Source organism: Haloferax namakaokahaiae, assembly GCF_042663225.1.
GTDB lineage: Archaea > Halobacteriota > Halobacteria > Halobacteriales > Haloferacaceae > Haloferax > Haloferax namakaokahaiae.
On sequence record NZ_JBHTAA010000002.1, the window covers coordinates 322,914 to 345,318 of the forward strand.

The 22,405-nt window shown below is 58.3% G+C and carries 19 protein-coding genes; 10 read left to right on the top strand and 9 right to left on the bottom strand.

Features of this window, described 5'->3' with window-relative positions; all coding sequences use genetic code 11:
- Window positions 1-183: 183 nt before the first annotated feature.
- The 5 genes from ACFQJC_RS07315 (at window position 184) to ACFQJC_RS07335 (ending at window position 6,746) form a co-directional block, all read left to right on the top strand.
- Window positions 184-1,899: a LamG-like jellyroll fold domain-containing protein gene (locus ACFQJC_RS07315; RefSeq protein ID WP_390222661.1), complete on the top strand. Its 1,716-nt coding sequence runs from the start codon at window positions 184-186 to the stop codon at window positions 1,897-1,899.
- Between the two features lie 615 nt (window positions 1,900-2,514).
- Entirely contained in the window at window positions 2,515-3,516 is a 1,002-nt protein-coding gene (locus ACFQJC_RS07320) for a Cdc6/Cdc18 family protein (protein ID WP_390222662.1), read from the top strand.
- 98 nt (window positions 3,517-3,614) lie between these two features.
- Window positions 3,615-4,292, top strand: coding sequence for a P-loop NTPase family protein (locus tag ACFQJC_RS07325; protein WP_390222663.1), 678 nt, complete (start codon window positions 3,615-3,617; stop codon window positions 4,290-4,292).
- Complete coding sequence (locus ACFQJC_RS07330) at window positions 4,279-4,614, top strand: DUF8156 family protein (protein ID WP_390222664.1); 336 nt, start codon at window positions 4,279-4,281, stop codon at window positions 4,612-4,614. Before ACFQJC_RS07325 ends, ACFQJC_RS07330 begins: the two co-directional genes overlap by 14 nt.
- On the top strand, window positions 4,614-6,746 hold the full coding sequence (locus tag ACFQJC_RS07335) for a type B DNA-directed DNA polymerase (protein WP_390222665.1): 2,133 nt from the start codon (window positions 4,614-4,616) through the stop codon (window positions 6,744-6,746). The genes ACFQJC_RS07330 and ACFQJC_RS07335 overlap by 1 nt, the downstream gene beginning before the upstream one ends.
- Here the strand turns inward: ACFQJC_RS07335 and ACFQJC_RS07340 are convergent.
- The 3 genes from ACFQJC_RS07340 to ACFQJC_RS07350 all read right to left on the bottom strand — a co-directional run bounded on the left by ACFQJC_RS07340 (window position 6,725) and on the right by ACFQJC_RS07350 (window position 9,800).
- Window positions 6,725-7,345, bottom strand: coding sequence for a TetR/AcrR family transcriptional regulator (locus ACFQJC_RS07340; RefSeq protein WP_390222666.1), 621 nt, complete (start codon window positions 7,343-7,345; stop codon window positions 6,725-6,727). The two genes, ACFQJC_RS07335 and ACFQJC_RS07340, sit on opposite strands and share 22 nt — an antisense overlap.
- A 76-nt stretch (window positions 7,346-7,421) precedes the next feature.
- Window positions 7,422-8,888 carry a fluoroquinolone export ABC transporter permease subunit gene (locus ACFQJC_RS07345; RefSeq protein WP_390222667.1) on the bottom strand — a complete coding sequence of 489 codons (1,467 nt, stop codon included), beginning with the start codon at window positions 8,886-8,888 and terminating at the stop codon, window positions 7,422-7,424.
- Window positions 8,889-9,800, bottom strand: coding sequence for an ABC transporter ATP-binding protein (locus ACFQJC_RS07350; RefSeq protein WP_390222668.1), 912 nt, complete (start codon window positions 9,798-9,800; stop codon window positions 8,889-8,891).
- Window positions 9,801-10,398: 598 nt separating this feature from the next.
- On the opposite strand from ACFQJC_RS07350, the gene ACFQJC_RS07355 reads away from it, so the two are divergent.
- Entirely contained in the window at window positions 10,399-12,504 is a 2,106-nt protein-coding gene (locus tag ACFQJC_RS07355) for a methyl-accepting chemotaxis protein (protein ID WP_390222669.1), read from the top strand.
- A 48-nt stretch (window positions 12,505-12,552) separates the two neighbouring features.
- Window positions 12,553-13,395 (top strand): ArsR/SmtB family transcription factor, encoded by an 843-nt coding sequence (locus ACFQJC_RS07360; protein ID WP_390222670.1) that lies wholly within the window; start codon window positions 12,553-12,555, stop codon window positions 13,393-13,395.
- 545 nt (window positions 13,396-13,940) lie between these two features.
- On the opposite strand, the gene ACFQJC_RS07365 is transcribed toward ACFQJC_RS07360, so the two are convergent.
- From ACFQJC_RS07365 to ACFQJC_RS07385, 5 genes are all read right to left on the bottom strand, one after another.
- On the bottom strand, window positions 13,941-14,549 hold the full coding sequence (locus ACFQJC_RS07365) for a hypothetical protein (RefSeq protein ID WP_390222671.1): 609 nt from the start codon (window positions 14,547-14,549) through the stop codon (window positions 13,941-13,943).
- A 385-nt stretch (window positions 14,550-14,934) separates the two neighbouring features.
- Window positions 14,935-16,011, bottom strand: coding sequence for a 2,3-butanediol dehydrogenase (locus tag ACFQJC_RS07370; RefSeq protein ID WP_390222672.1), 1,077 nt, complete (start codon window positions 16,009-16,011; stop codon window positions 14,935-14,937).
- A 202-nt stretch (window positions 16,012-16,213) separates the two neighbouring features.
- Window positions 16,214-16,780, bottom strand: coding sequence for a hypothetical protein (locus ACFQJC_RS07375; protein WP_390222673.1), 567 nt, complete (start codon window positions 16,778-16,780; stop codon window positions 16,214-16,216).
- Between the two features lie 77 nt (window positions 16,781-16,857).
- Window positions 16,858-17,676 (bottom strand): transcriptional regulator TbsP domain-containing protein, encoded by an 819-nt coding sequence (locus ACFQJC_RS07380; RefSeq protein WP_465261407.1) that lies wholly within the window; start codon window positions 17,674-17,676, stop codon window positions 16,858-16,860.
- A 61-nt stretch (window positions 17,677-17,737) separates the two neighbouring features.
- Window positions 17,738-17,881 (bottom strand): hypothetical protein, encoded by a 144-nt coding sequence (locus ACFQJC_RS07385; RefSeq protein ID WP_390222675.1) that lies wholly within the window; start codon window positions 17,879-17,881, stop codon window positions 17,738-17,740.
- Window positions 17,882-18,218: 337 nt separating this feature from the next.
- Here ACFQJC_RS07385 and ACFQJC_RS07390 point away from each other — a divergent pair, with 337 nt between their 5' ends.
- On the top strand, window positions 18,219-20,282 hold the full coding sequence (locus ACFQJC_RS07390; protein WP_390222676.1) for a hypothetical protein: 2,064 nt from the start codon (window positions 18,219-18,221) through the stop codon (window positions 20,280-20,282).
- Window positions 20,283-20,333: 51 nt separating this feature from the next.
- On the opposite strand, the gene ACFQJC_RS07395 is transcribed toward ACFQJC_RS07390, so the two are convergent.
- A complete protein-coding gene (locus tag ACFQJC_RS07395; RefSeq protein ID WP_390222677.1) occupies window positions 20,334-21,086 on the bottom strand; it encodes a pirin family protein in 753 nt (250 codons plus the stop codon).
- Window positions 21,087-21,216: 130 nt separating this feature from the next.
- Between ACFQJC_RS07395 and sod the strand changes: the two genes are divergently transcribed.
- Both sod and ACFQJC_RS07405 read left to right on the top strand, forming a co-directional pair.
- Window positions 21,217-21,819 (top strand): superoxide dismutase, encoded by a 603-nt coding sequence (gene sod / locus ACFQJC_RS07400; RefSeq protein WP_390222678.1) that lies wholly within the window; start codon window positions 21,217-21,219, stop codon window positions 21,817-21,819.
- Between the two features lie 85 nt (window positions 21,820-21,904).
- Window positions 21,905-22,333: a Rieske (2Fe-2S) protein gene (locus tag ACFQJC_RS07405; protein WP_390222679.1), complete on the top strand. Its 429-nt coding sequence runs from the start codon at window positions 21,905-21,907 to the stop codon at window positions 22,331-22,333.
- Window positions 22,334-22,405 lie beyond the last annotated feature (72 nt).

A 22,405-nucleotide genomic window follows, 5' to 3' on the forward strand; every position in this document is an offset into this window, starting at 1 on the left:
TTCGCGGTCGAACACCAGCAGGTCCCGTCCGTGTGAACAGTACTGACTTTCTGTGGGGTGGTCGAACGCCTTTTCTGCGAGAGGTGGTCGAACGTATCTATCGGGTGGCTCGGCACGTCGTTCGAGTCACAGAACCACAGTTTGGGCTACAAAGGATTTATCAGAAAGAAAGATGATAGTGTCATGGGTCACGATAGCGTGGGCCACGAGGTAGCAGCAGCTATGCAAGAACACTTCGACATCGGTCGGCGAACAGTAGTCAAATCACTCGGCATGCTCGGATTGGGTGGGCTCGGACTCGGGACATCGGTAGCCGGGACGGCGTCCGCCTACGACAGCGCCCTCGAATCCTACTACAAACTCGATGGGACGTCTGCCACGGACTCGTCCGGGAACGGAAACGACGGGACGGTCAACGGTGCCTCGCCCGGTTCGGCTGGAATCTCCAGCGACTGTTTCTCCTTCGATGGGACGGGCGATACGATTAGCGTCCCGCACGTCCTCTCGGGGAGTGCGAGCGGTTCGTATTCGGTGTGGGTCAACGCGGATTCACTGACCGAGGACAAGGCGATACTCGGCGATTGGCCGAACGCCGACCTCTCGATGTGGTACGATATCGGAGACGACCACTGGGGGTTCGCGGCGCGGTTCGATGGGACGATACAGAAGGTGACCGGTGGCTCTCCGACGACCGGTTCGTGGGTCCACCTCGCGGTGACGTACGACGGGAGCACCCTCGAACTGTTCGTCGATGGAACGAGCGTCGATAGCACGTCGGTAAGCGGCACTCTCGCGTCTGATTCCGACATTCAAATCGGGAGCGACAACGGAGACCACAACTACTGGGACGGCAGAATCGACGAGGTTCGCACGTATTCGCGTGGTCTCTCTGCAGCAGATGTCTCCGAGTTGTACTCGAACCCCGGGTCGGCAGACCTCGACGGAAACGACACGGTGACCGACATCGAGTTCGCCAATCAGGGGGTGGCGTTCGACCCGAGCGCCCAGAGTTACTCGCCGGCAGACGAGTTCATCTTCCCGTCCATCATCGAAACGTCGAAAATCGATAATCCACTCGGGAAGTATCACCTCTACTGTGCGCCTCACGGAACGTCGGAAACGAAAGACGGTGAAACGGTCGGCGTCGCGTTGTACTACTCGGACACCCTCGGCGACGGGTCGTGGACAGAGTACTCCGGAAACCCGATTATCGACCCATCGGACTTCGGCGGCGTCTCGCACATCTCGTCACCACACGCGATCTACGCCGACGAGTACGACAAAGTGCTGCTCTATGCGCACGGGGACAACGATAAGACGCGGTGGTGGTACTGCAGCGGAGACGACGGCGCGACGTTCGACTACGGTGGCGTCGCCGTGGACACCTCGATGTACGCCGGGTCGTCCGAGACGTCGTACGCGCGGGTGTACAACTACTCGATTCCGAATCGGTCGAACAGCTACACGATGTTCTTCATGTCCAATCAGGGCGGTACCCGCCACATTCGGCTTGCGACATCCGACGACGGGAAAAACTGGAGCGTCGATCCCGACGAGGTGATTTCACCACAACCCGAACACGACGGGAACGTCTCGGGCCCGTTCTTCTTCGAGTACGCTGGGTCCTACTATCTCGCATTCCACGCATCGGACGGCAATCAGTGGGTCGCAGAGGTCGGTGAGAACATCGACATGGAGAACCACCTCGGCATGTTCAACCAATCGACGAGTGGGGACCCGGACAACGGTCGGTGTAGTTCGCCGTTCTTGGTCACAGACGAGAGTGGCCAACCGTGGATGTACTACGAATCCGACGACCGACTCGACGCGGCTATCGCCGTCGAAAAGCTCACCGATTCGGACGACGCAGCCAACTTGTCGCTCTTCGACCTCTCGTAAGTAGCGGAAGTCACTGGTTAGCGTCCGAACTCGTTTCTTCTCGTCGAGGCCGTCCCCCAAACTCGACGGTCCACGAGGTACCGAAGTGAGGACAGACGTGGGGGAGGCGAGAAGTACGCCATGTGGCAGGAAGATAATTTAATGTAGTACATTGCGTTCGAGACTGCGGAATGTCGATGTGGAATATAAGTAAATTAAGAGACATTAGTCGAGTCTAAATTCGGGATGGTTAATTATTCAGCAGTATCCCGCATCGTTTTCGCCATATAGTTTCAAAATGCCTCCCATACATCGAATATTCACTAGGATTTTAGAATATTCGGTTTAGTGGGAGTCATCACTTTTCAGAAAGGAATTGTAAATAGTCGTTTCAGTTACAATTGGAGAGGTGCAGTTCTGAGTGACTGTAGTGTCGGATAGACGACATCATTCATCATTCGATAGTTCGGATGAGGTTCTCGTGGTATCTGCGGCTGGTGATCAGTGTCACGTGTAGGTGCACCCACATATCGGGATCCCGTATCTCCCCATCGATTCCACATCCACACGCAATCGGAAGAATCGGAACCCACACGCTTCCGCTTATGTATCCAGCACCGAAAGACACCACAACCGATGATTAACGATGCTCGGGTTCTCCAGCAGGAGTTCATTCCGCGGGAAGTAGAGCATCGCAACCAAGAAGTCAATACGCTGTCGAACGCGCTTCGCCCGATAATGGACGGCCAACCGGGTGAGACGAGCCTTCTCTTCGGTCCCTCCGGTGCGGGCAAGACCTGCATTGCGAAGTACACCACCGAGCAACTCCGCGAGAACGTCCTCGATATCAACACGCAGTACGTCAACTGCTGGCAGGACTACACGCGGTTTCAGGTGTTGTATCGCCTGTTGGAAGGCATCGACCGAACGGTTGACATCCACCGCCGTTCGACGCCGAAAGACGAACTCTTGGACCGCCTCCGCGACTACGACGGCCCGCAGTACGTCGTCATCCTCGACGAGGCAGACCAACTCGAAGACAAGCGCGTGCTCTACGACCTGTATCGCACGCGCGGTATCACGATGGTCCTCATCGCAAATCGGGAGGCGGAGTTGTTCAACCAGTTGGACGACCGACTCACGAGTCGTCTGTACAGCAGTGTTCGCGTCTCGTTCGAAAAGTACCACCTCACTCAACTCGTGTCGATTCTCGCCGCCCGCGCCCGCTGGGGGCTATCGGAAGACGCAATCGGAACCGAGCAACTGCAACTCATCGCCGACGCCGCGGCGGGTGACGCCCGGGTCGCAATTGGCATTCTCCGGAACGCTGCCCGCCGGGCCGACCAGGAGGACGCGACGACAATTTCGACGGCGATGGTTCGAGAAGCGGTCCCCGACGGACGAAGAGAGGTGCGCCAGAAGACGATCGAGCAACTGCACCACCACCAGCGCACGCTCTACGAGATACTGGAAGAGCAGGGCGAACTCCATCCCGGCGAGTTGTACGACGCCTACGCCGAGGCCGTAGACAGCCCGAAGACGAAGCGCACGGTTCGGAACTACCTCTCGAAGATGGACCAGTACGGGTTGGTCGCCGCCGAGGGCGAAAACCGGGCGCGGACGTATCGAGTGAAGTAGAGAGCGTCGGTCGTCCACGACTGTCCCGCACCGCTTTCGGAACTTCCGGAAGCGGCCCTGTCTTGCCTAAATGAATGGCAGTCGAACAGTGAGCTACGATGATGGGTAACCGAAATCGACCCGAACTCCCCTCGCTCGGGAGCGGAATCACGCTCTTAGAGCAATCCACCCGAACGATGGGTGCGCTCCACTCGCTCGTCCTCGACCAGGTGCTACTGGGCGCTGGCAGAGCGCTGTGGATAGACACACACGGAAACGGCTGTACGGAACCGCTCGTCGAACTCGTCCCGTCGATGCGCGTACTCGACCGAATCCGCATCGCCCGGTCGTTCACTCCGTGGCAGCACTGTAGCCTCCTCCGAGACCTGGGAGAGGCGATTACGCCCGAAATTGGTCTCGTCGTCGTTCCGGAGTTCGACCGTCCCTACCGAGACGACGACCTCGCTCGGGGAGAGGCCGAACGGCTGTTCGAGCACGGCGTCGAACTCGTCGCACGAGTGGCCGAAGCGTTCGACATCTCGGTACTCTGTTCGCGTTCGCAACGAGACAGCCTCTCGGCACCGCTCGAATCCGTCGCGGACGAGACGCTCGCGTGCGAATCGACGCAGTTCGGTCCGCGATTCACCGGCGACGAGTTCGAGACGCTCGTCTACCCGCTCGGTGACGGCTGGATACAGACGACCCTCGCGTTCTGGAAGCGCGTCCTCCTCGAACGGCACCCGTCGCTCGCGGAAGCGCCCGTCTCGCCGGAGGTGAGCGTCGGTGGGTCGTACTAACCCGACCTACCGCGACTCCCTGCGGGCAATCGAGCGGGACTGGTCGAAGTATCGGCGGGCACTTCGTCGTCCCGACCAGCAGCACTTCGACCGACTGTTCGAACAGGCGCGAGAGCACGCCGACGCGAGCGGGTATCTGAACCACCAGTTCGTCGAACAGCCGTTTCTCGTCTCAGTCATGCTCGAACAGGAGAAACGCCTCGACACACTCGCCGAACGCCTCGATGCACTCGAAGAGAGAGACGACGAGCGTGGTGAGAGTAGCGAGGGTGACGAGAAGAGTACGAACGACGCGAACGACCCCGGACCCCACAGACGCTGATGGGCTACAAAATCGACTACCTCGATGGCGACGTCGTCCGGTGGTCGTTGACCGACGACGGGGCGACTGCGACCCGCGACGGCTCGTACACCCCCACGCTGTACGTCTCCGTCCACGGCGACCAGACGCTCTCCGATGTCGAGGCGGCGGTGCGCGAGCACCCCCTGACCGAGCGGACGCGTATCGAAGAGCGACGAATCTCGTTTCGGCACGATGCAAGCCCCGTACTCCGAATCGACGTTGCGACCCTCGACGGCGTGAAGCGACTCGCACGAACGCTCGGTGGATGGGGAAATCCCGGCGACCATCGCCTCTACAACGTCGATTTCTCGCGGGAGTTTCGGTACTGCCTCGAAGCGGGAATCGACCCGACACCGGCGCGCAAGCCCACCACGACGTCGCTCTCGGTGGACGAACTCCAGCTCGCCCACGGCCCGATTACCGAACTCACGCTCGACGGCGAGCGACTCACGAGCACCCCCGCTGACCTCCTCGAACGGCTCTCCACGTCCATCTCCGAGACGGACCCCGACGTACTGCTGGTAAACACGAGTGAAGTGATTCCCACCCTGTTCGAACAGGCCGAACGATTCGACGTTGCCGACTTCCAACTCGGCCGGCTGCCCGGTTTTCAGCGACTCGCCGGGCAATCGACGTACACGCACTACGGAATGGTTGGCCACTCCCCCGCCAGATACAATCTCCCCGGGCGGGCGATTATCGACCGCTCGAACACGTTCATGTGGAACCAGACGAACCTCGACGGCTGTCTGGACCTCGTCTCGCGCTCGGGGCGACCCCTCCAAGAGTTGGCGCGGTCGTCGATTGGAACGATTCTCACCGGCATCCAGATTCAGGAAGCACGCCGGCGTAACGTTCTCGTTCCGTGGCGCTCGTGGCGTCACGAGCAGTTCAAGACGATGCGCCAACTCCGAGACGCCGACCGCGGCGGATTCACGTTCGCCCCCGAAGTCGGGCTCCACGAGGACGTGCACGAACTCGACTTCTCGTCGCTCTACCCGAACATCATCGTCTCTCGAAACGTGAGTCCCGAGCGGATTCGATGCGACTGCCACGCCGACCGGAGCGACGTCCCCGAACTCGGTTATTCGATTTGTGAGGAGGACGGCTTCCTTCCGGAAGTCCTCCGGCCGCTCGTCGAAGACAGAGATGCCATCAAAGCCGAGCTCCGAGAGACGGACGACCCCGAGCGAGCGGCCGAACTGAAGGGCCGGTCGAACGCAATCAAGTGGATTCTCGTCTCGTGTTTCGGCTATCAGGGGTTCGCCAACGCGAAGTTCGGACGTATCGAGTGCCACGAAGCCATCAACGCGTTCGCCCGCGAGATACTCCTCGATGCGAAAGCCGCGTTCGAACGACACGGCTGGCACGTCGTCCACGGTATCGTGGACAGCGTCTGGGTGACGCCGAGCGAGGGCGAGTCACAGACCCCGCTCGACGACGTTGCGGACGAGATTTCCGAACGCGTCGGGATTCGCTTGGAGTACGAGGCGCGCTACGATTGGATTGCGTTCGTCCCCCTTCGAACCGGCGAGACCGGTGCGCTCACGAAGTACTTCGGGAAGAAAGCTATCGAGGCAACTAAAGCGAGCGTCGGCGAAGACGCCTACAAGTTCCGCGGAATCGAATGCCGTCAGCGAAGTACGCCCTCGTTCGTCGAAGACGCACAGAAAGAGTTGATTCGCGTCTTGGACGAGTCGCGCGACCCCGCCGTCGTCTGCGAGCACCTCCAGGTCCACATCGACCGTCTTCGACGCGGCGCTATCGACCCGTCGGCGCTCGCCATCACGAACCGCGTCTCGAAGCCACTGGAAGCCTACTCACAGTACACCAGAAACGTGGCGGCGCTCGAACGAGCGAACGAGTTGGGACTCGCTCGCCATCCCGGGCAGTCGATCTCGTACGTCGTCGCCGACGACGAAACGCGGTCACGAGAGCGGGTCCGATTGGTGCAGGAGGGGCCGACGACCTACGACTTCGAGTTCTATCGTATGCAACTCGTTCGCGCGTGTGAGAGCGTGTTGTCGCCGCTCGGATGGCGAGCGCGGCGAATCGAACGGGCGCTCTCCGACACCGAAGACGTGACGATTCAGTCGTTCGCGGCGGAGTGACCCTCCCGAACCATGCCACGGGCGAACGACTCGATGACGTAGTCCCGAACTTCGGGATAGCGCTCGGTGCCGATATCTTCCTGATGCAGCGTCAGATACGGAATGGAGACGACAGCGCTGGCGATGATTTCGGGGTCCTGGCCGAACACGCGCCCGTCTTCGATGAAGGGGCCGAGAAACGAGAGCACGAAGTCGATATCCTGTTGTCGTTCTTCGCGTCGGTCTGCCGGTGACTGTTGGTCGCGGATGCGGTCGATGTTGTCGCCGACGAGCAGCTGTCGTGTGAGCGGGTTCGTCTCGATTTCGTCCATGACGAACCGAAGGAACTGCTCGACCGTCTCTCGCGGGTCGTCGAGTTCGAAGAATCCCTCCGCGGCCATCCGCTCGGCGATGTCCTCGCCCTCGTCTTCGAGCACCGCGAGGTAGAGTTCCTCTTTCGAATCGTAGAACTGGTAGAACGTGCTCGTCCCGATACCGACTTCCCCGGTCAGGTCCGCAATCGTGGTCTTGCCGATGCCGTACTGAGAGAAGAGCTTTCGACCGGCCTCGATGAAGCGCGTTCGAATCCGCTCGCGTTCGTCGTCGGAGAAGCCTCGCATGGAGGATGTAGGAATCAAAAATACATAAATCGTGAGTTCTCGAGTCGGGCGGAAGTAGCACCGCCGTACGGGACACTCAGTCGGCGCGCCGATTGAACAGGCGGAGGAGTCCGGCGATGACGAGCGCGTTGTAGAGTACGCCGACAGCGAGCATAGTGAGCACACCACCCTCACCGGCGAGTGCGAGAACGGTCGCTTTCATCACCCAGAACGGTGGGAAGACGCCAGCGAGGAACTGGAGTGGTTCTGCGACGAGCGCGAGTGCGACCATCGGCCCGATAATCAGGAAGCCGAGCCCCTTGCTCACGCCGACGCCCTCGACGGTGTTCGAGGCGAGACTCGCCATCAACAACCCGGTGACGGCAGTGTGGAACGACCCGACTGCGGCGAGTGCGACGAGGGTGCCGAGCGAGAGCGTTCCGAGGTTGACGAGCGGGACGACGACGAGCGTCATCAGGAACGTGAGCGTGAGGAAGACGAGACCGCGGTAGCGAAGGTAGCCGTCGCCCGTGAGCGGCGTCGTTCGGAGCGCCTGCAGGATTCCCTGTTCGCGGTCTTCGAGCATGAAGATACCAGCGGCGAAGCCGAACGTCGCACCGGGCAGCAAGAGGATTGCCGCGAGCAGGATGCCAGCGTACGCCGAGAGGTCCACGAACGTCAAAGCGGCGTCGAGCGGCGAGAGGCCGAAGCGGACGAGGAGACCGAGGAGAATCGGGAAAAAACCGATGTACAGCAAGAGGGGGTCACGGCTCCAGTTCCGCAGGTCGGTCACGATGAGCGTCGCCGTCGGGCCGAGCGACCGGCCCGCGAACAGTCCGGGACGGTGTCGTCGAGAGGGTTGTCCACCGTCGCCGGTTCCGCGGACGATGTGTCTCACGAACGCTCGGCGAGCGAGGAGGTAGCTCAGCCCCATCCAGACGACGAGATAGCCGACGCCGTAGGCGAGTTCCCACGTCGGAACCGCCTCGAACGCGGCGGTGATGAGAACGAGCGAGGCCTGCGTGGGAAACAAGTAGACCAGCGGGTGTTCGACGATGCCGAAGAAATCGAGCAGGGGAAGCGACAGCGGCGTCAAGTAGAGAATCGCCGTCATGAAGTACGTGTTCAGCGTGTCGAATCGAGCGACGGCGACGAACCCGAGGAGGGTGAAGACGACGGCGGTGAGACCGATTCCGAGGACGAACCACACCCAGTCGAACCCCGGTCCGTAGACGAACAGCGCGACGGTGGTCGCACCGAGGAGGGCGATGAACGACAGCGAGGCGGCTTTCGAGACGAGGTAGTCACGAACCGAGAGCGGCGAACTCACGAGCGCGTCGAGGACGCCCTCGTTCTTCTCGAAGAGGACGAGTGCGCCCACGAAGTAGAAGCCCAGGAATCCGGGGTCGCTGAAGAGGATGAGCACGAGTCCGGAGGTTTGCGCGCTCGCGGGGAGTTGCTTCAACCCGACGATGAACAAGGCAGTCACGACTGCGTAGATGGCGTAGAAGCCGTATCTGTACTGGAGACGGGCGTCCCACTCGGTCATCGACCGGACGCTCATCTAGACCAACTCCCGGCCGGTCACGTCGATGAACACGTCTTCGAGCGTGGCTTCGCTGGAGTGGATTCGCTCGACGTTCGACGTGGCGAGGAGTCGCTGGAACGCCTCGTCGTCGCCAATCGAATCGAGGGTGAACTGCGCCGTTTCGAGCAGGCCGTTCTGTCGGTACTCGACGTTGACGAGCGGCGCGCCGTGTTCTTTCTTGAGGTTCGACGGGGTGTCGATGACGGGAATTTCGCCGTCCACGATGAACGCGACTCGGTCACAGAGTTCGTCTGCCACGGTCATGTCGTGCGTCGTGAGAAAGACGGAGGTACCCTGTTGCTGTAAGTCGTGGACGATGTTCTTCACGATGCGTGCGTTACGGGGGTCGAGACCCGTCGTCGGTTCGTCGAGAAAGAGGAGTTCCGGCGAGTGAACCAGCGCGCGGACGAAGTTCAACCGCATCCGCATCCCCTTCGAGTAGGCTTCGACGCGCATGTCCGCGGCGTCGTCCAAGCCGACCATCGACAGCAACTCGTCGGCGTCCACCGTCTCTCCGTCGTACAGCGACGCGAACAGTTGGAGGTTCTCTCGGCCGGTGAGTTTCAGGTACTGGTTGGGTGATTCGAACGAGACGCCAACGTGCTGGTAGTAGTCTTTTCCCCACTCGCTGACTTCTCTCCCGAGGGTCACCGCCCGGCCGTCGTAGTCTTCGAGGAGACCGATGAGGACTTTCTGCGTCGTGCTCTTTCCGGCACCGCTCGGGCCGAGGAAGCCGAACACTTCGCCCTCGTGAATCGTGAAATCCAATCCGTAGAGCGTCCGCTCGGTGCTTCCCGGATACGTGTATCGTAACCCCGCTACGTCGAGCACGGCGGCAGTGCGCTCGGTCGATTCGGTGGTCGTCGCGTCTGCCTGCGTAGACTCCATCGTATGCCACAACGTTCTGAGAATCTATGAATATTTCTGTTTTGTATTTTTGAACCAGACTCGGACGTGACGACAGTCTGCGAAAAGTCGGGGCGAAGCAGGGTTAGACGCTTCAAACGACGAACCTCCCTGTACGTACATGCAGCGAGAAATAAATTGTCGTGCTGTTTCAAGCACGTAAAGCGTGTCGTGGTCGATGCTATTCGTCGGGTTCCAATCGATTGTAGCGAACCACCACGGATGAGCGAGATAGTGATTCTCGACGCCACGTCAACCAATCAGGCGAGGAGTCAACTCCAACCTAAAAAACGAGTACGAGAGACGTAGTCGGTCAGCAGGCCACATGCCAACGATTGACGCGTACTGGAATGTGGGGTGTTTTTGTCGGTTGCACTCTCGCATACCAAGTGAATATCATCCGTGATTCTCAGGAGAGAGTTGTTATTACATCCTCGAATCAGAGACAATACGAAACGTGAACAATTACATAATTGAAATTGTAAACTGGATTCAAAGGAGTTACATTCGTCGGTACGTCGCCGTCTCGGCAGCGATTCTGTTCGTCGTCGCTATTGCACTCGTTGGAATCTATGCGGACGTGGCACAGGGCCAAAACGAAACTGTCGCCACGAACATGCTCACAGACGCTGGTGATAGTGCAGTCGAAATCGGTGACTGGGCGCGAGAACACCAATCGAGCGCGCAGATGCTCTCTTCGCTCGATGCGGTCACAAGCGGAGAGCCAGCGGCCGTCGAACGGGCGTTCGATGCACAGCGTCCACTCCTGCCAGCAGAGGTCGAAGCAATCCAATACGTTGACCGGACGACCGGAGAGGTCATCGCAGCGAATGGCACAGGGGGAGTCACCGAAACAGCACCGTGGGCGGGGTCACTCACGTTCTCGGAGCGTAGCGAAGTCGCACTGACGGACATCTATTCGCGGGACGGGAATCACTATCTCGCGTTCGTGAGTCCGACCACAGCAGACGACACCCACGCCGTCTCCGTCGTGGTTAATCTCGCAAAAGGCTTCGAGTTCGAAACCGCAGTCGAAGGTGCCCAAACGCACCTCGTCACGGGAGATGGAACAGTCGTCCTCTCGAAGGATTCGGCGAGGATTCAGACGGCGTATACCGGTCCAAGCGCTGCGGTCGAGAGGAGTATCGCCGGCGAACAGGGACTCATCGTCGAGAACGGGACTGCGACCGCGTACGTCCCGTTCGATGGGACGTACGGACTCGTCGTGCAGGCACCGACGAGCGTCTTCGGGGTTGACACGCAGACGTTGACCTACGAAGTGGTGGTCTTCGTGATGATCGCTGCCGGACTCGCCGTCGTTGGCGTCACCTTCGTCCGCAACACGTCGCGGTCGATCAACAAACTCTCTTCGCAAGCCAAGCGACTCGAAGACGGGGACTTCGAAGTCGGTCTCGAGACGGGTCGAAAAGACGAAGTCGGCGAGTTGTATCACCGATTCGGTCGGATGCGTGATGCGCTCGAAGAGACTGTCGAAGGACTCCGAACGTCGGCAGATTCGTACAGTAAAACGATGGAGCAGTGCGCGGCGGGAGACCTTACACGACGACTCGACGAAGATGTAGAGAGCGAAGAGATGGCCGACGTCGCCACGTCGTTCAACTCGATGATGGACGATATCGAATCGACGGTCCAAGATGTCAACCAGTTCGCCGTCGATGTCGAGTTACTCAGTGAACAAGTCAATACGGGCGCGACCGAGATGAACGACGCCAGCGAGGAAGTCGCAACGTCTGTCAGCCAAATCTCCGACGGAGCGAGAGAACAGACGCGCCAACTCTCGTCGGTCGCCATGGAGATGGACGAACTTTCGACGACGGTCGAAGAGATTGCAAGTTCGGCGGAGGGCTTGGCGGAGAACGCGACCGAGGCAGCCACGGTCGGGGCAGACGGCCGTATCGCCGCAGAGGACGCGCTATCGGGAATGAACGCGATTCGAAAAGAGACACAGACCACGGCGGCAGACGTTCGTGCGTTCGAAGCCCTCACTGCCGAGATTGGAGATATCGTGGCAGTAATTCAAGACATCGCCGAGCAGACGAACCTGCTCGCGCTCAACGCGAACATCGAAGCGGCCCGTGCAGGTGAAGCAGGGAGCGGCTTTGCCGTCGTCGCCAACGAGGTAAAACAGTTGGCAGAAGAGACGTCGAACTCCGCCGAAGACGTCTCGGAACTCATCGAAGACGTGCAGGCACAGCGTAAGACCATCGTCGAGAGCGTCACGCAGATGAACGACCGTGTCGAAGACGGCACCGAGTCGGTCGAAGAGGCAATCGATTCGCTCGAACGGATGGGCACCCGCATCGAGGAGACCGAATCGAGCGTCTACGAAGTTACGCAAGCGACGAAAAAGCAAGCCGAATCGACCGAGGAAGTCTCGTCGATGGTGACCGAAGTCTCCGGCGTGAGCGAAGAGACGTCCGCACAAGCGGAGACGGTGTCGGTCGCAACGGAACAGCAAGTCGCGTCGGCCAGCGAGGTTCGAACGAGCGCCGACACGCTCACCGAACGCGCGGGCAAACTCCGGACGCTTCTCGCAGCATTCGACACTCGCGGTTCGACGGTTGCAGATGGAACCGACCGTCTCGGTCACACAGAACCAGTCAACGAAGAGAGCGGGAAACCCGTGACGTCGCTCTCTGCTGATGGAGGAGTAAACGAGAAGTAGGGCCGCTCGACGACAACCATGATAGCGGCCGCGCCCGATTGAAAATTCATGAGCGATGATGCGATTCACGTACTTCGAAAGCAGCCCGAGGCGGTGTTCTCGCTCCTCGGTAACGAACTTCGAATCGAGATTCTCCGTGCGCTAAGTGAGTCTCGTGACGAACCCCAGACGTTCTCGGAACTGCGGGCACGCGTCGAGGAGCGCGACTCGGGGAAGTTCAACTACCACCTCGGGAAACTCGAAGGGACGTTCGTCCGACGAACCGAAGATGGGTACGAACTGACTATCGCCGGCCATCAGGTCGTGGGCGCACTCATCGCCGGGACGTACACCGCGGACGCCGAGATACCGACAGTGGAGACGACCGACCGCTGTCCGCTGTGCGATGAGTCGGTTCTCACGGTTACCTACGAAGGCGAGCACGTCGAAATCGAGTGCCAGCACTGTGAGGAGTTCGTCTCGACGTTCTGGTTCCCGAGTGGGACACTCGACCAGTACGAACCCGAAGAACTCCCGGAAATCTTCGACCGATGGATGTACACGCTGTTTCAGCAGACCACTGCAGGGTTCTGTGTGAACTGTGCGGGGCGACTGACCGGCGAACTCGAACCCGACAGAGAGCCGCCGGCAATCTCGTGGACCTGCGACTTGTGTGGCGACAAGTCTCGGGCGAGCGCCTCGATGCCGCTGTTGTTCCACCCGGCGACACAGGGCTTCTTCTTCGAGCACGGTATCGACGTGTCTTCGACGCCGACGTGGCGAGTGCTCACTCCGCAAACGCTAACGTACGAAGCAGACGAGACGGGCGCGACGGTCACCGTCACCATCGACGGCGACGAGTTGGTGGGACATATCGACGAGACGGGGCGCGTGAGTTCGGTCGAATGGTAGCGCGTCGCCTATCGCCGGGATTCCGGCAGAGACCGTGAACCGTCGGGCGAACTCGCGTTCTCTGTCTCGCCGCCTTCTTCGAGTGCCGAATCGAGGACCTGTTCGAGCCTGAGTAGCGCGTTCGTCGCAGGACGTAGCGTTCGGGAAACGAGTGATGCAAAGAATAGGAGTGATCTTCTGAGCGTCGAAAAACGATTGCAGTCTCAGTCGGTGGTATAGAGGTTTTTTCCGAACAGAATATCGACGTGTCAGTGACGGGAAGTGGTGTATAGAGATGGCCTGGTTGAGTAGTTTTAGACGAGTTAGAAATTGCTCCCAACACTGAAGCTCGGCGGGTCGGGAGACCAGATAACGGGGACAAGATAATACGCTGCAGTGGGTCATACACAACCGCAATTAGTAAAATTGGGTTATAGAATGGCAATCGACATATGAGCTACATACCGCTATACAGAATGGTCAGGGGTTTCAACCAAGACTTCGGAGTTTGGATTCTCGATTGCCAGCCTTACCACCTCTGATCTGCACTAAACAGCCAAGTCTTCTTAGTTGATTTTTTTAGCAGTCTCTTCTATCATCTCTGCCAATCCATCAAGTGCACTAGGAATGCGGTCAACTCGGTCATAGAAATGGTTTCTTTTTTCAATAAGATAGTCAGAATTGATTTCACTGTGCAGCAGTCTTTCAGGCGTTACCCATGTTGTGGAATTAAACCACCTTTCCCAATACTCTAAATCCACTTCTATCCAGGTCCCAACCATGGTTTCTTGCTTTGACAATTCCCCAACGTAAATGTTCCTTTTTCTCAATTCTCTTTTGATTTCGTTAAACCTTGGATAAAATTGTTCCTTGTAGTATTCTCCTGAATCAACAAATAACTCATATTCATCTTCAGAAAGTCGGATGAATCTAAGGTCGTCACCAAGTTCTCTTAACTGCATAGAAAGATTTTCCATTTCTGTAATCAATTTTGAATCAGAATATTCTCTTCCGGTTGTTATCTGTACCCAACCATCATTAATTAAGTTATAAACATTAGCTCCGTACAATTTGCCAATGGCTGCTATGATGGCTAAAATTAATACAGACACCACTTCTATTACACTTCCATCTTGGTTCAACAAATAATCTGCAACATTAAGGCTATTTGTCATAGTTCACACCCACCGATGGGAACATAGGCGATACGTGTAAATAAATAATCAGTAATGCGGGTACATCTGAGATTCTTGTGTGGAGATCCATGAATACACTAATTTTCAGATTATATACGCCCCTTCTTCGATTCGTGAATTAGATTGTAATTGTGACATTCCCTTTCGAATTTGCTAGCGTACGCTCGACGACTGGAAATCAATGCACTGGGTCCTGAAATTTCAATGTTGACTTCTGGCCGGACTGGGTAACCATCACGTCTCAGCCTAATCGCTGCTATCCGCAGAAGTAGAGCCATTCAATAACCCGACACAACGTTAACTCCCGAACCGACGAACGAACGGGATACACAGACAGAATAGTCGAAAAATTGGACGGTTCAGACTATTCGCCCGGCTTGACGAGAATCTTCACGTGCTCGCTCTGCGGGTCGATGAGTCGTTCGAACCCGCTCTCGACGAGTTCGTCGAGGGCGATTCGGTCGGTGATGAATGGTTCTGGGTCGAGGCGTCCGTTCGAGAGCATGTCGATGACCATTCCGTACTCTTCACGAGAGCGGGGACCACCCGTGTAGGCGAGCGTGCCGGTAATCGTCCGTTCGCCGAGGACGAGGTTGTTCGGGTGGGTGTTGACTTCCTTCTCCCAGATGCTCACGATTGTCGTCCGGCCGGACGGCGCGGTGCTCATCACGGCGTCGTTGAACGAGGCTTCGACGCCCGCGACTTCGAAGGTGACGTCTGCACCGCCGTCGGTCTGCGACTTGATGTACTCGACGGCGTCCGTCTCCGTCGGGTCGATGACTTCGTCGGCACCGCACGAGCGGGCGCGCTCGCGTCGTGCTTCCCGCGGTTCGGAGACATAAATCGTCCCGGCTCCCGCCGCACGGGCACACTGAATCACCGACAGGCCAATCGGCCCGCTCCCGAAGACGGCGACGGCGTCGCCAGCCTTGAGTCCCGAGCGCCGGACGGCGTGCAGACCGACCGTCAGTGGTTCGACCAACGCGCCGTACTCGATTGGAATGTCGTCACCGAGCGGGACGGCGTGTTCGGCGTTCACGACGACGCTCTCGGCGAATCCGCCGTCGCCGCCGGACAGGCCGAGGAACCCGATCGACTCGCAGATGTGGTAGTTGCCTTCGTTGCACTGGCGACAGTCGCCACAGTAGAGAATCGGGTTAATTGCGACGGCATCGCCTTCGTCGAGGTCCGTCACCGAATCGCCGACGTCGGTGATAATGCCGCTGAACTCGTGGCCGAGTCTAATCGGGGCTTTCTCCTGAGAGATGGGATGTGGCTCACCGCTTGGGACGAAAATCGGGCCGGCCGTGTACTCGTGGAGGTCTGTGCCACAGATTCCACACGAATCGACTTGGATACGAACCTGGTCCGCACCGACAGCCGATTCTTCGACGTCCTCGATTCGAATGTCCTTTCGGTCGTGGTAAACTGCTGCTCGCATGGCGTTCTCTAGTCGTCAGATTGGAGATTAAGTGTTGGTTCAGTTATTTGAATAATTCAATAAATTCCGAGTTGTCGTTCGTGAGTGTCTCATTTCGCTGGATGTCTGGGCAACGAAGTGGGCATGAGACAGGAACGTGGGGACCTGTTTGGAGAGGAAATTGGAGAGTGGAAACTTACGCAGAACAGAGGCAAGCCGTCAGCTACACTCCGCCGGTGGGTGGAACGACCGCTCTAACCCCGCCGATGACCAGTCTATCGAGTGCGAACGTCGCCACGCCGAACGAGACGAAGAAGACGACGAGCAGGACGAAGTCGGCGGGAACGAAGCGTGCGAGGTCGAGTGTGGCGAAGAACAAAATCAGTTCTCGGCCGGTCTCGAGCGCTCTATCGAACGTGAGAGACGCGATAGCACCACCGACGAGCGCCAGACCACCGTACACGACCATCCACGTCGCGGATGGGACGCCGGGATGTCCACGACTCTGGTAGGCGTCTTTCACACCGACGCCGAGTGCTGCGAGTTGCCGGCGAGCCTGATCGAGAAGCGTCACGACGAGGACGAACCACAGCAGTGCAGCGAGCCCGAACCGTACGCTCGACGGCGATACCGACGGGAAGACAATCGCTGCCGCGTCTACGACGGTCGGCGTCGCATAGTCAACGAAGATGTAGAACACGGCGTAGCTAATCGCGGTATCGACAGGACCGTATGCAGGGAACGAACGCGCTCGTCGTGGTGCAGTTCCCTCGTAACCAAAACCCACCATACCGAGAGAGTCGCGCCACAACAGTATCAATCGAAGTCGTCGTAGCCGAGAATATCACGCCGAGAAGGAGGCGTCCGTTACATCACCGACTGTGCGGCTTGGATGACTTCCACAGAGGAGAGCGTCGTGAGCGAGTCGTTCGCTAAAATCAATCGCTGGCGCGGGCGGCCGATGTCGGTGGCGACTTTCTCCGTGTCGATCAACCCGGCTTCTTCGAGTGCTCGCTTGTGCTTGGAGAACTTCGCGCGACTGGCGATTCCCATGTCCTCGCCCCAGTTACAGATGTCGTAGAACTGTTGGTTGTTCTGGGCACCAACCAGCAGGTAGATATCGACTTCGTCCATCTGGTTGTCACCGCGGTGAGTCAGCCCAGCGGACTCGAAGACGCTCTGGACGCTCTGTTCCATCGACTCACCTAAGTCGTCGCCGAGGCTCTCCAGCATCCGAGCGTAGGAGGGCTTCGATAGTTGGAACCTACGCCCGTCTTTCCACTGCGAGATGTACTTTTCACGAACGGCGATGACGACGTCCTCGTCGTCAGACGACAGGGCGACCGCTTCCTCTCCCGTCGTCGGGTGTACGTACGTGAGGTCGTCGGCCGTGACGAAGACCGACGAAGGGTGCCGTTCACGGTTGACTCTGAGGTCGAGCGTCCCGTCTTCGATGTACTGGTTCAATCGACTCGAGATGACAAAATCGTTATCTGCGTCTTTGATCGTCTCTCGGTTCGTGATGAGTCGCAGTCGGCGAGGATGCTCGTCGAGCGTGTGAAGCGTCTCGGCGACCGACTCGATCAATTCGATTTCAGCGGTCGCAATCACCATCTCATCGACAGCGGCTGAAAGTGTACTCCTGACTAAATTACCGTATAAACCCACCCGCGAAGACTCCGTCATATGTAGTACACTACCTCATAGAAAAATAAATGTTATAATTGAATCGGCCGAGTAGTTGGTTTTACAGGCCGCCAATGGTCGAGCCGCCGCCATTGGTGGCGACGGCGGTGGTCGTCGCTGCGAATATGAACGTCACCGTGCTGAATGCAAGTGACAGCGCGCGTGGGTGCGATTCGAGCCATGTTTTGAGCTTGTTTTCGGTCATCGCCGGCTGAACGATGGACCGAGAATCTAATATTCGAATTTGAGGTAGAAGAATATAACATTAAAAATATTCTCGTTAGATTATCGGTAGCGCTGGTAAAATTCGTCGTCAGAAGGTGGAATTTACTGACAAACTCCGTTCAACGTAGTCGAATCCGGGCGTATTTAGCGCAACTTTGGATTATTCGACGTGTTTTTTGAATCGCAAATCGAATTCTCGATACTGAAAAGAGATAGAAAAGTTCTGTTTTCCTGTTAATTGAAATATGTCTAAATGACAGATAGAGAGCTTGAAGCGTTAGATATTACTGAGTAAGCGTGTTTTTCATGGATGATAGATGGATGAGGTAGTGTTCGAACCAGTTCTCGAAGAGTCGGCGATAGTGGTGCGCGATACCGTCAACTCGAGACAGAGCACGTTTCACTTCGAGCACCTCATCGAACCACAGCAGTCTGACGCCGTGGGGTTCCCGTTCCCGGCGATGGCGAAGTGTTCACTCAGCACCGCGGCAGTGACGATTCCGAATTCGGTTGCCGTCGTGGTTCGAACGGGAGACCGAGAGATGCTGGGTCAGGTTTCACACCAATCGAGTGATAGCTTTCCGGCAGACGAATACTACGTCGAACTAAACACTGCCGTCAAGTCGTATCTCCACTTCACCAGCGCGTTCGACGTCCAATCCACCGAGGAACAGGTGCAAATCAGCTTCCAAGCGGAGGTTCCGGTCGAGTTAGCGTCGCGCGCTCACGTGAACCAGCCGACGGCAACGATTCAAACGACCGAAGACCCTGCGCACCTCGCCGAGGCGATTACTGCACTCTCGGCCGGGCAGTTAGACTCGCCGGAGCGCTCGTATCCCGCGCATCGGCCTCACCCACCAGCGATAGAGCTATCTGACCGACTGGACCTCTCCGCGGTCGATTCACGACCGAACGACGAGCTAACTATCGAAGTCCCGGAGACACCCAAGGGCGTGTTCGCAGCAGCACCGTTGGCGTACTACCTGAAATCGAACATCGAATTCGACAGCGACCCGGCGTTCGTCGTCGGTGACCGGCGGTACGACCTCGGAGCGCAGTACGAAGAGACGCTCGCAGATATCCTCAAGCAAGTTTTCTACTGCGATTGTCTGGTCCGAACGGAGGGACTCTACCAAGTCGAACTGGACGGGCTGGAGAACGTCAGAGACCACTTTTCGGTCGGATTCGACACGCTGTACGAGATGGATACCGCCACCCAGTTACGACACTATCTCGCCGTCGATATCGACCAGCTTCGGCCGCGGTTTCCACAGTGGTTGTTGACCGCGTACGTGAGTTCGAACCCGAAGACGATCGAGGCGATACCGCACCTACTCGACGAACTCGCCATCATCCGAACGGAACCGTTCGTGGAGATTCCAAAACAGACGCTGGAGTCGCAGGCACTCGACCTCTTCCTTCGAACACCGTTTCGAAGCCCACTGACACGGAGTGGTGACGGCGAGCAGTGGCCCGAGAGCGAGCGATTCGTCCGAATCGAAAAAGACGATTCGAAACACCACACGAGCGTCAGTGACGACATCTGCCTCAACGCGAACGAGTTCATCCGGCAGGGGTACCTCAATCGTGAGAACCGGCCGCTGTCAGACCAGCCAATCACCGTCGTCGTCGTCCACAACGACGCGAAGATGATTGCCGAGGCGAAACAAGTCCGAACCGTCTACGGGACTCACAAACAGTTCGAGTTCGAGTTACAAACGTACGAGGCCGTCTCGCGCGAGCAGTTGGCTGAGATACTGCAATCGGATATCGACTTCTTACACTACATCGGCCACGCGACTCACGAGGGAATCGAGTGTACCGACGGCTATCTCGACGTCGAGACGCTGGACGACGTTGCGATTGAGACGTTCTTCTTGAACGCGTGCCAGTCGTACACTCAGGGGAGACACCTCGTCGAGAAGGGCGCGGTCGGGGGCGTTGTCACCCTCTCGAATATCAACAGCCACAGCGCCACCGACGTCGGTGCGATGCTGGCGAAGTTGCTGAACCAAGGGTTCACGATTCGGTCCGGACTGGAGATTGCTCGGTCGATGAGCATCACCGGCGGGCAGTACTCGACCGTCGGCGATGCCGGGGTCGAACTCGTCCAAGCAGAGAGCGGGACGCCGTATCTCGTCGAACTCGAAGAGACGTCGGACGGGTGGCGAACGACCGTCGAGACGTACCCGACGAAGACGTTCGGGATGGGGTCGCTCTTTTCGCTTCAAATCGGCCCGTCGGGAAGGTACTACCTGACATCGGACACTCACGGACCGTTCGACCTCTCGGCCGAGAAGTTGGCGAACTTCCTCTCGTTGGAGCAAGCACCTGTCAGGGTCGATAACATACTTCGGTGGAGTAGTGAAATCGAGTTGTAGGCGGGAACTCGACGAGGGGCGAAAACCGGATTCCGACACGAACAGACTGCGTTACAACACGAACGGGCCGCGCTGCCGTATCGGTTCGTCGTGGGGACGGCCGCTGACGGCGACGACACGGAGTGCACCCTCTGTTCGAACGTCGATTTCACCGCCACCGGTGACCGGGAGCACGTCACCCTCCGAAAATGAATCTCTATCTACGGTTCCCGAACCGGACACGCCGTAGAGGAACCCACTCCAGTCGCTCGGAACGCTCCACGTCCACGACGCGGAGACACGAGCGTCGAGATACTCCATGGGCGTCTGGAGTTCGATTGGTGACCCGTCGCCGACGACCGTCGTTACCGTCGCTCCGTCGTACTCGGTGGTCGGGAGTTCGGACGCACTCGCATCGGCGTAGTCAGCGTCGATTTCCTTCTTCTCGCGCGGGAGGTTCACCCACAACTGGAGTCCGTTGCAGGCCGCACCGTCGGCGGGGAACTCCGAGTGGCGAATTCCCGACCCAGTCGTGATGCGCATCGTATCGCCCTCGTAGGCGGTGTGCGAGACACCTAGTGAGTCCTCGTGTTCCATCCCTCCGTCGAGCATGTAGGAGACGATTTCGAACCCCCGGTGTGGATGCATCGGAAACCCCTTGTCGGGGTCGATGTGAAAGCGCTCGAACAGGACGAAGGGGTCGAGGTTGGCGGGGTAGTCGTTCGTCGGGAACGCACGGTTCGAGTTCACGCCAGTCCCGTGGCGAACCATCTGCCCGGAAACCGGTCCGCGCTCGGCGTCGTGACCCGAATGACTGGGGTCCATGCGAGAGCCAAGGGACCTGCCACAGATAACCGGCACGCAAGCGGAAATCGAACGTGAAAGTATTGTTACTAAAATACGATTCAGGGAACGTTCAAAGGGTTTCCATCCCTCGTTTCGAACGTCGATACACATGTCTGACTACGAACTCGACCCACTGCCGTACGATTACGACGCGCTCGAACCACACATCTCCGAGCAGGTTCTCACGTGGCACCACGACACCCACCATCAGGGCTACGTCAACGGCTGGAACGCCGCCGAAGAGACGCTCGCCGAAAACCGTGAAGCGGGCGAGTTCGGTTCGTCTGCCGGCGCACTTCGCAACGTGACCCACAACGGCTCGGGTCACATCCTGCACGACCTCTTTTGGAACTCCATGTCGCCCGAAGGCGGCGACGAGCCAGAAGGTGCGCTCGCAGACCGCATCGCCGAAGACTTCGGCTCCTACGACGCCTGGAAGGGCGAATTCGAAGCGGCCGCGGGCGCAGCAGGTGGCTGGGCGCTGCTCGTCTACGACTCGTTCTCGAACCAACTGCGAAACGTCGTCGTTGACAAGCACGACCAGGGTGCACTCTGGGGTAGCCACCCGATTCTCGCGCTCGACGTCTGGGAACACTCGTACTACCACGACTACGGCCCGGCCCGCGGCGACTTCGTCTCGAACTTCTTTGAGGTCGTCGATTGGGAAGAGCCGTCTGCTCGCTACGAGCAGGCCGTCGAACTGTTCGAGTAATCTCTCGTCCTGAATTCGACTCCGACGAACTTTTTTCGGGTCGAACGCCGATGCGCATTTGACTACCACGGTACCACATTGTGCAATGACTGAACGTACACGAATCGTTGCTGTCGAAGACGTTCCCGAGAACGGGTCGTACCTCTTCACAGCGGAGGATAGCTACGCGAACGAACGGGAGATACTCCTCGTCCAGTGCGAGGAAGACCCCGGCGTGCGTGCGTGGATAAACACGTGCACTCACGAGAACCAGAAATTCGACAGGGGGGACGGTGCCGCGGTTCGAGACGGTGAGCTAATCTGCCCGAAGCACGGGTCGATGTTCGATACGTGTTCGGGCGCGTGTGACAACGGCGAGGCCGCGGGAACGACACTTCCCGGAGTCGGCGTGACCGTCGATGCTGGGGACGTCTTTCTAAGCGACGACGCATACACCTACCTTCACGACGGGGGAATCGATGCTGACGACGACGGCGACGGCGGCCCTAGTTCAACATCACATATCGGATTTTAACTCTCGATTCAGGAGTTCCAACTTATTTTCTGGCCCAGCGAGATGACTCCGAAAAACGACTCCGAAAACAGA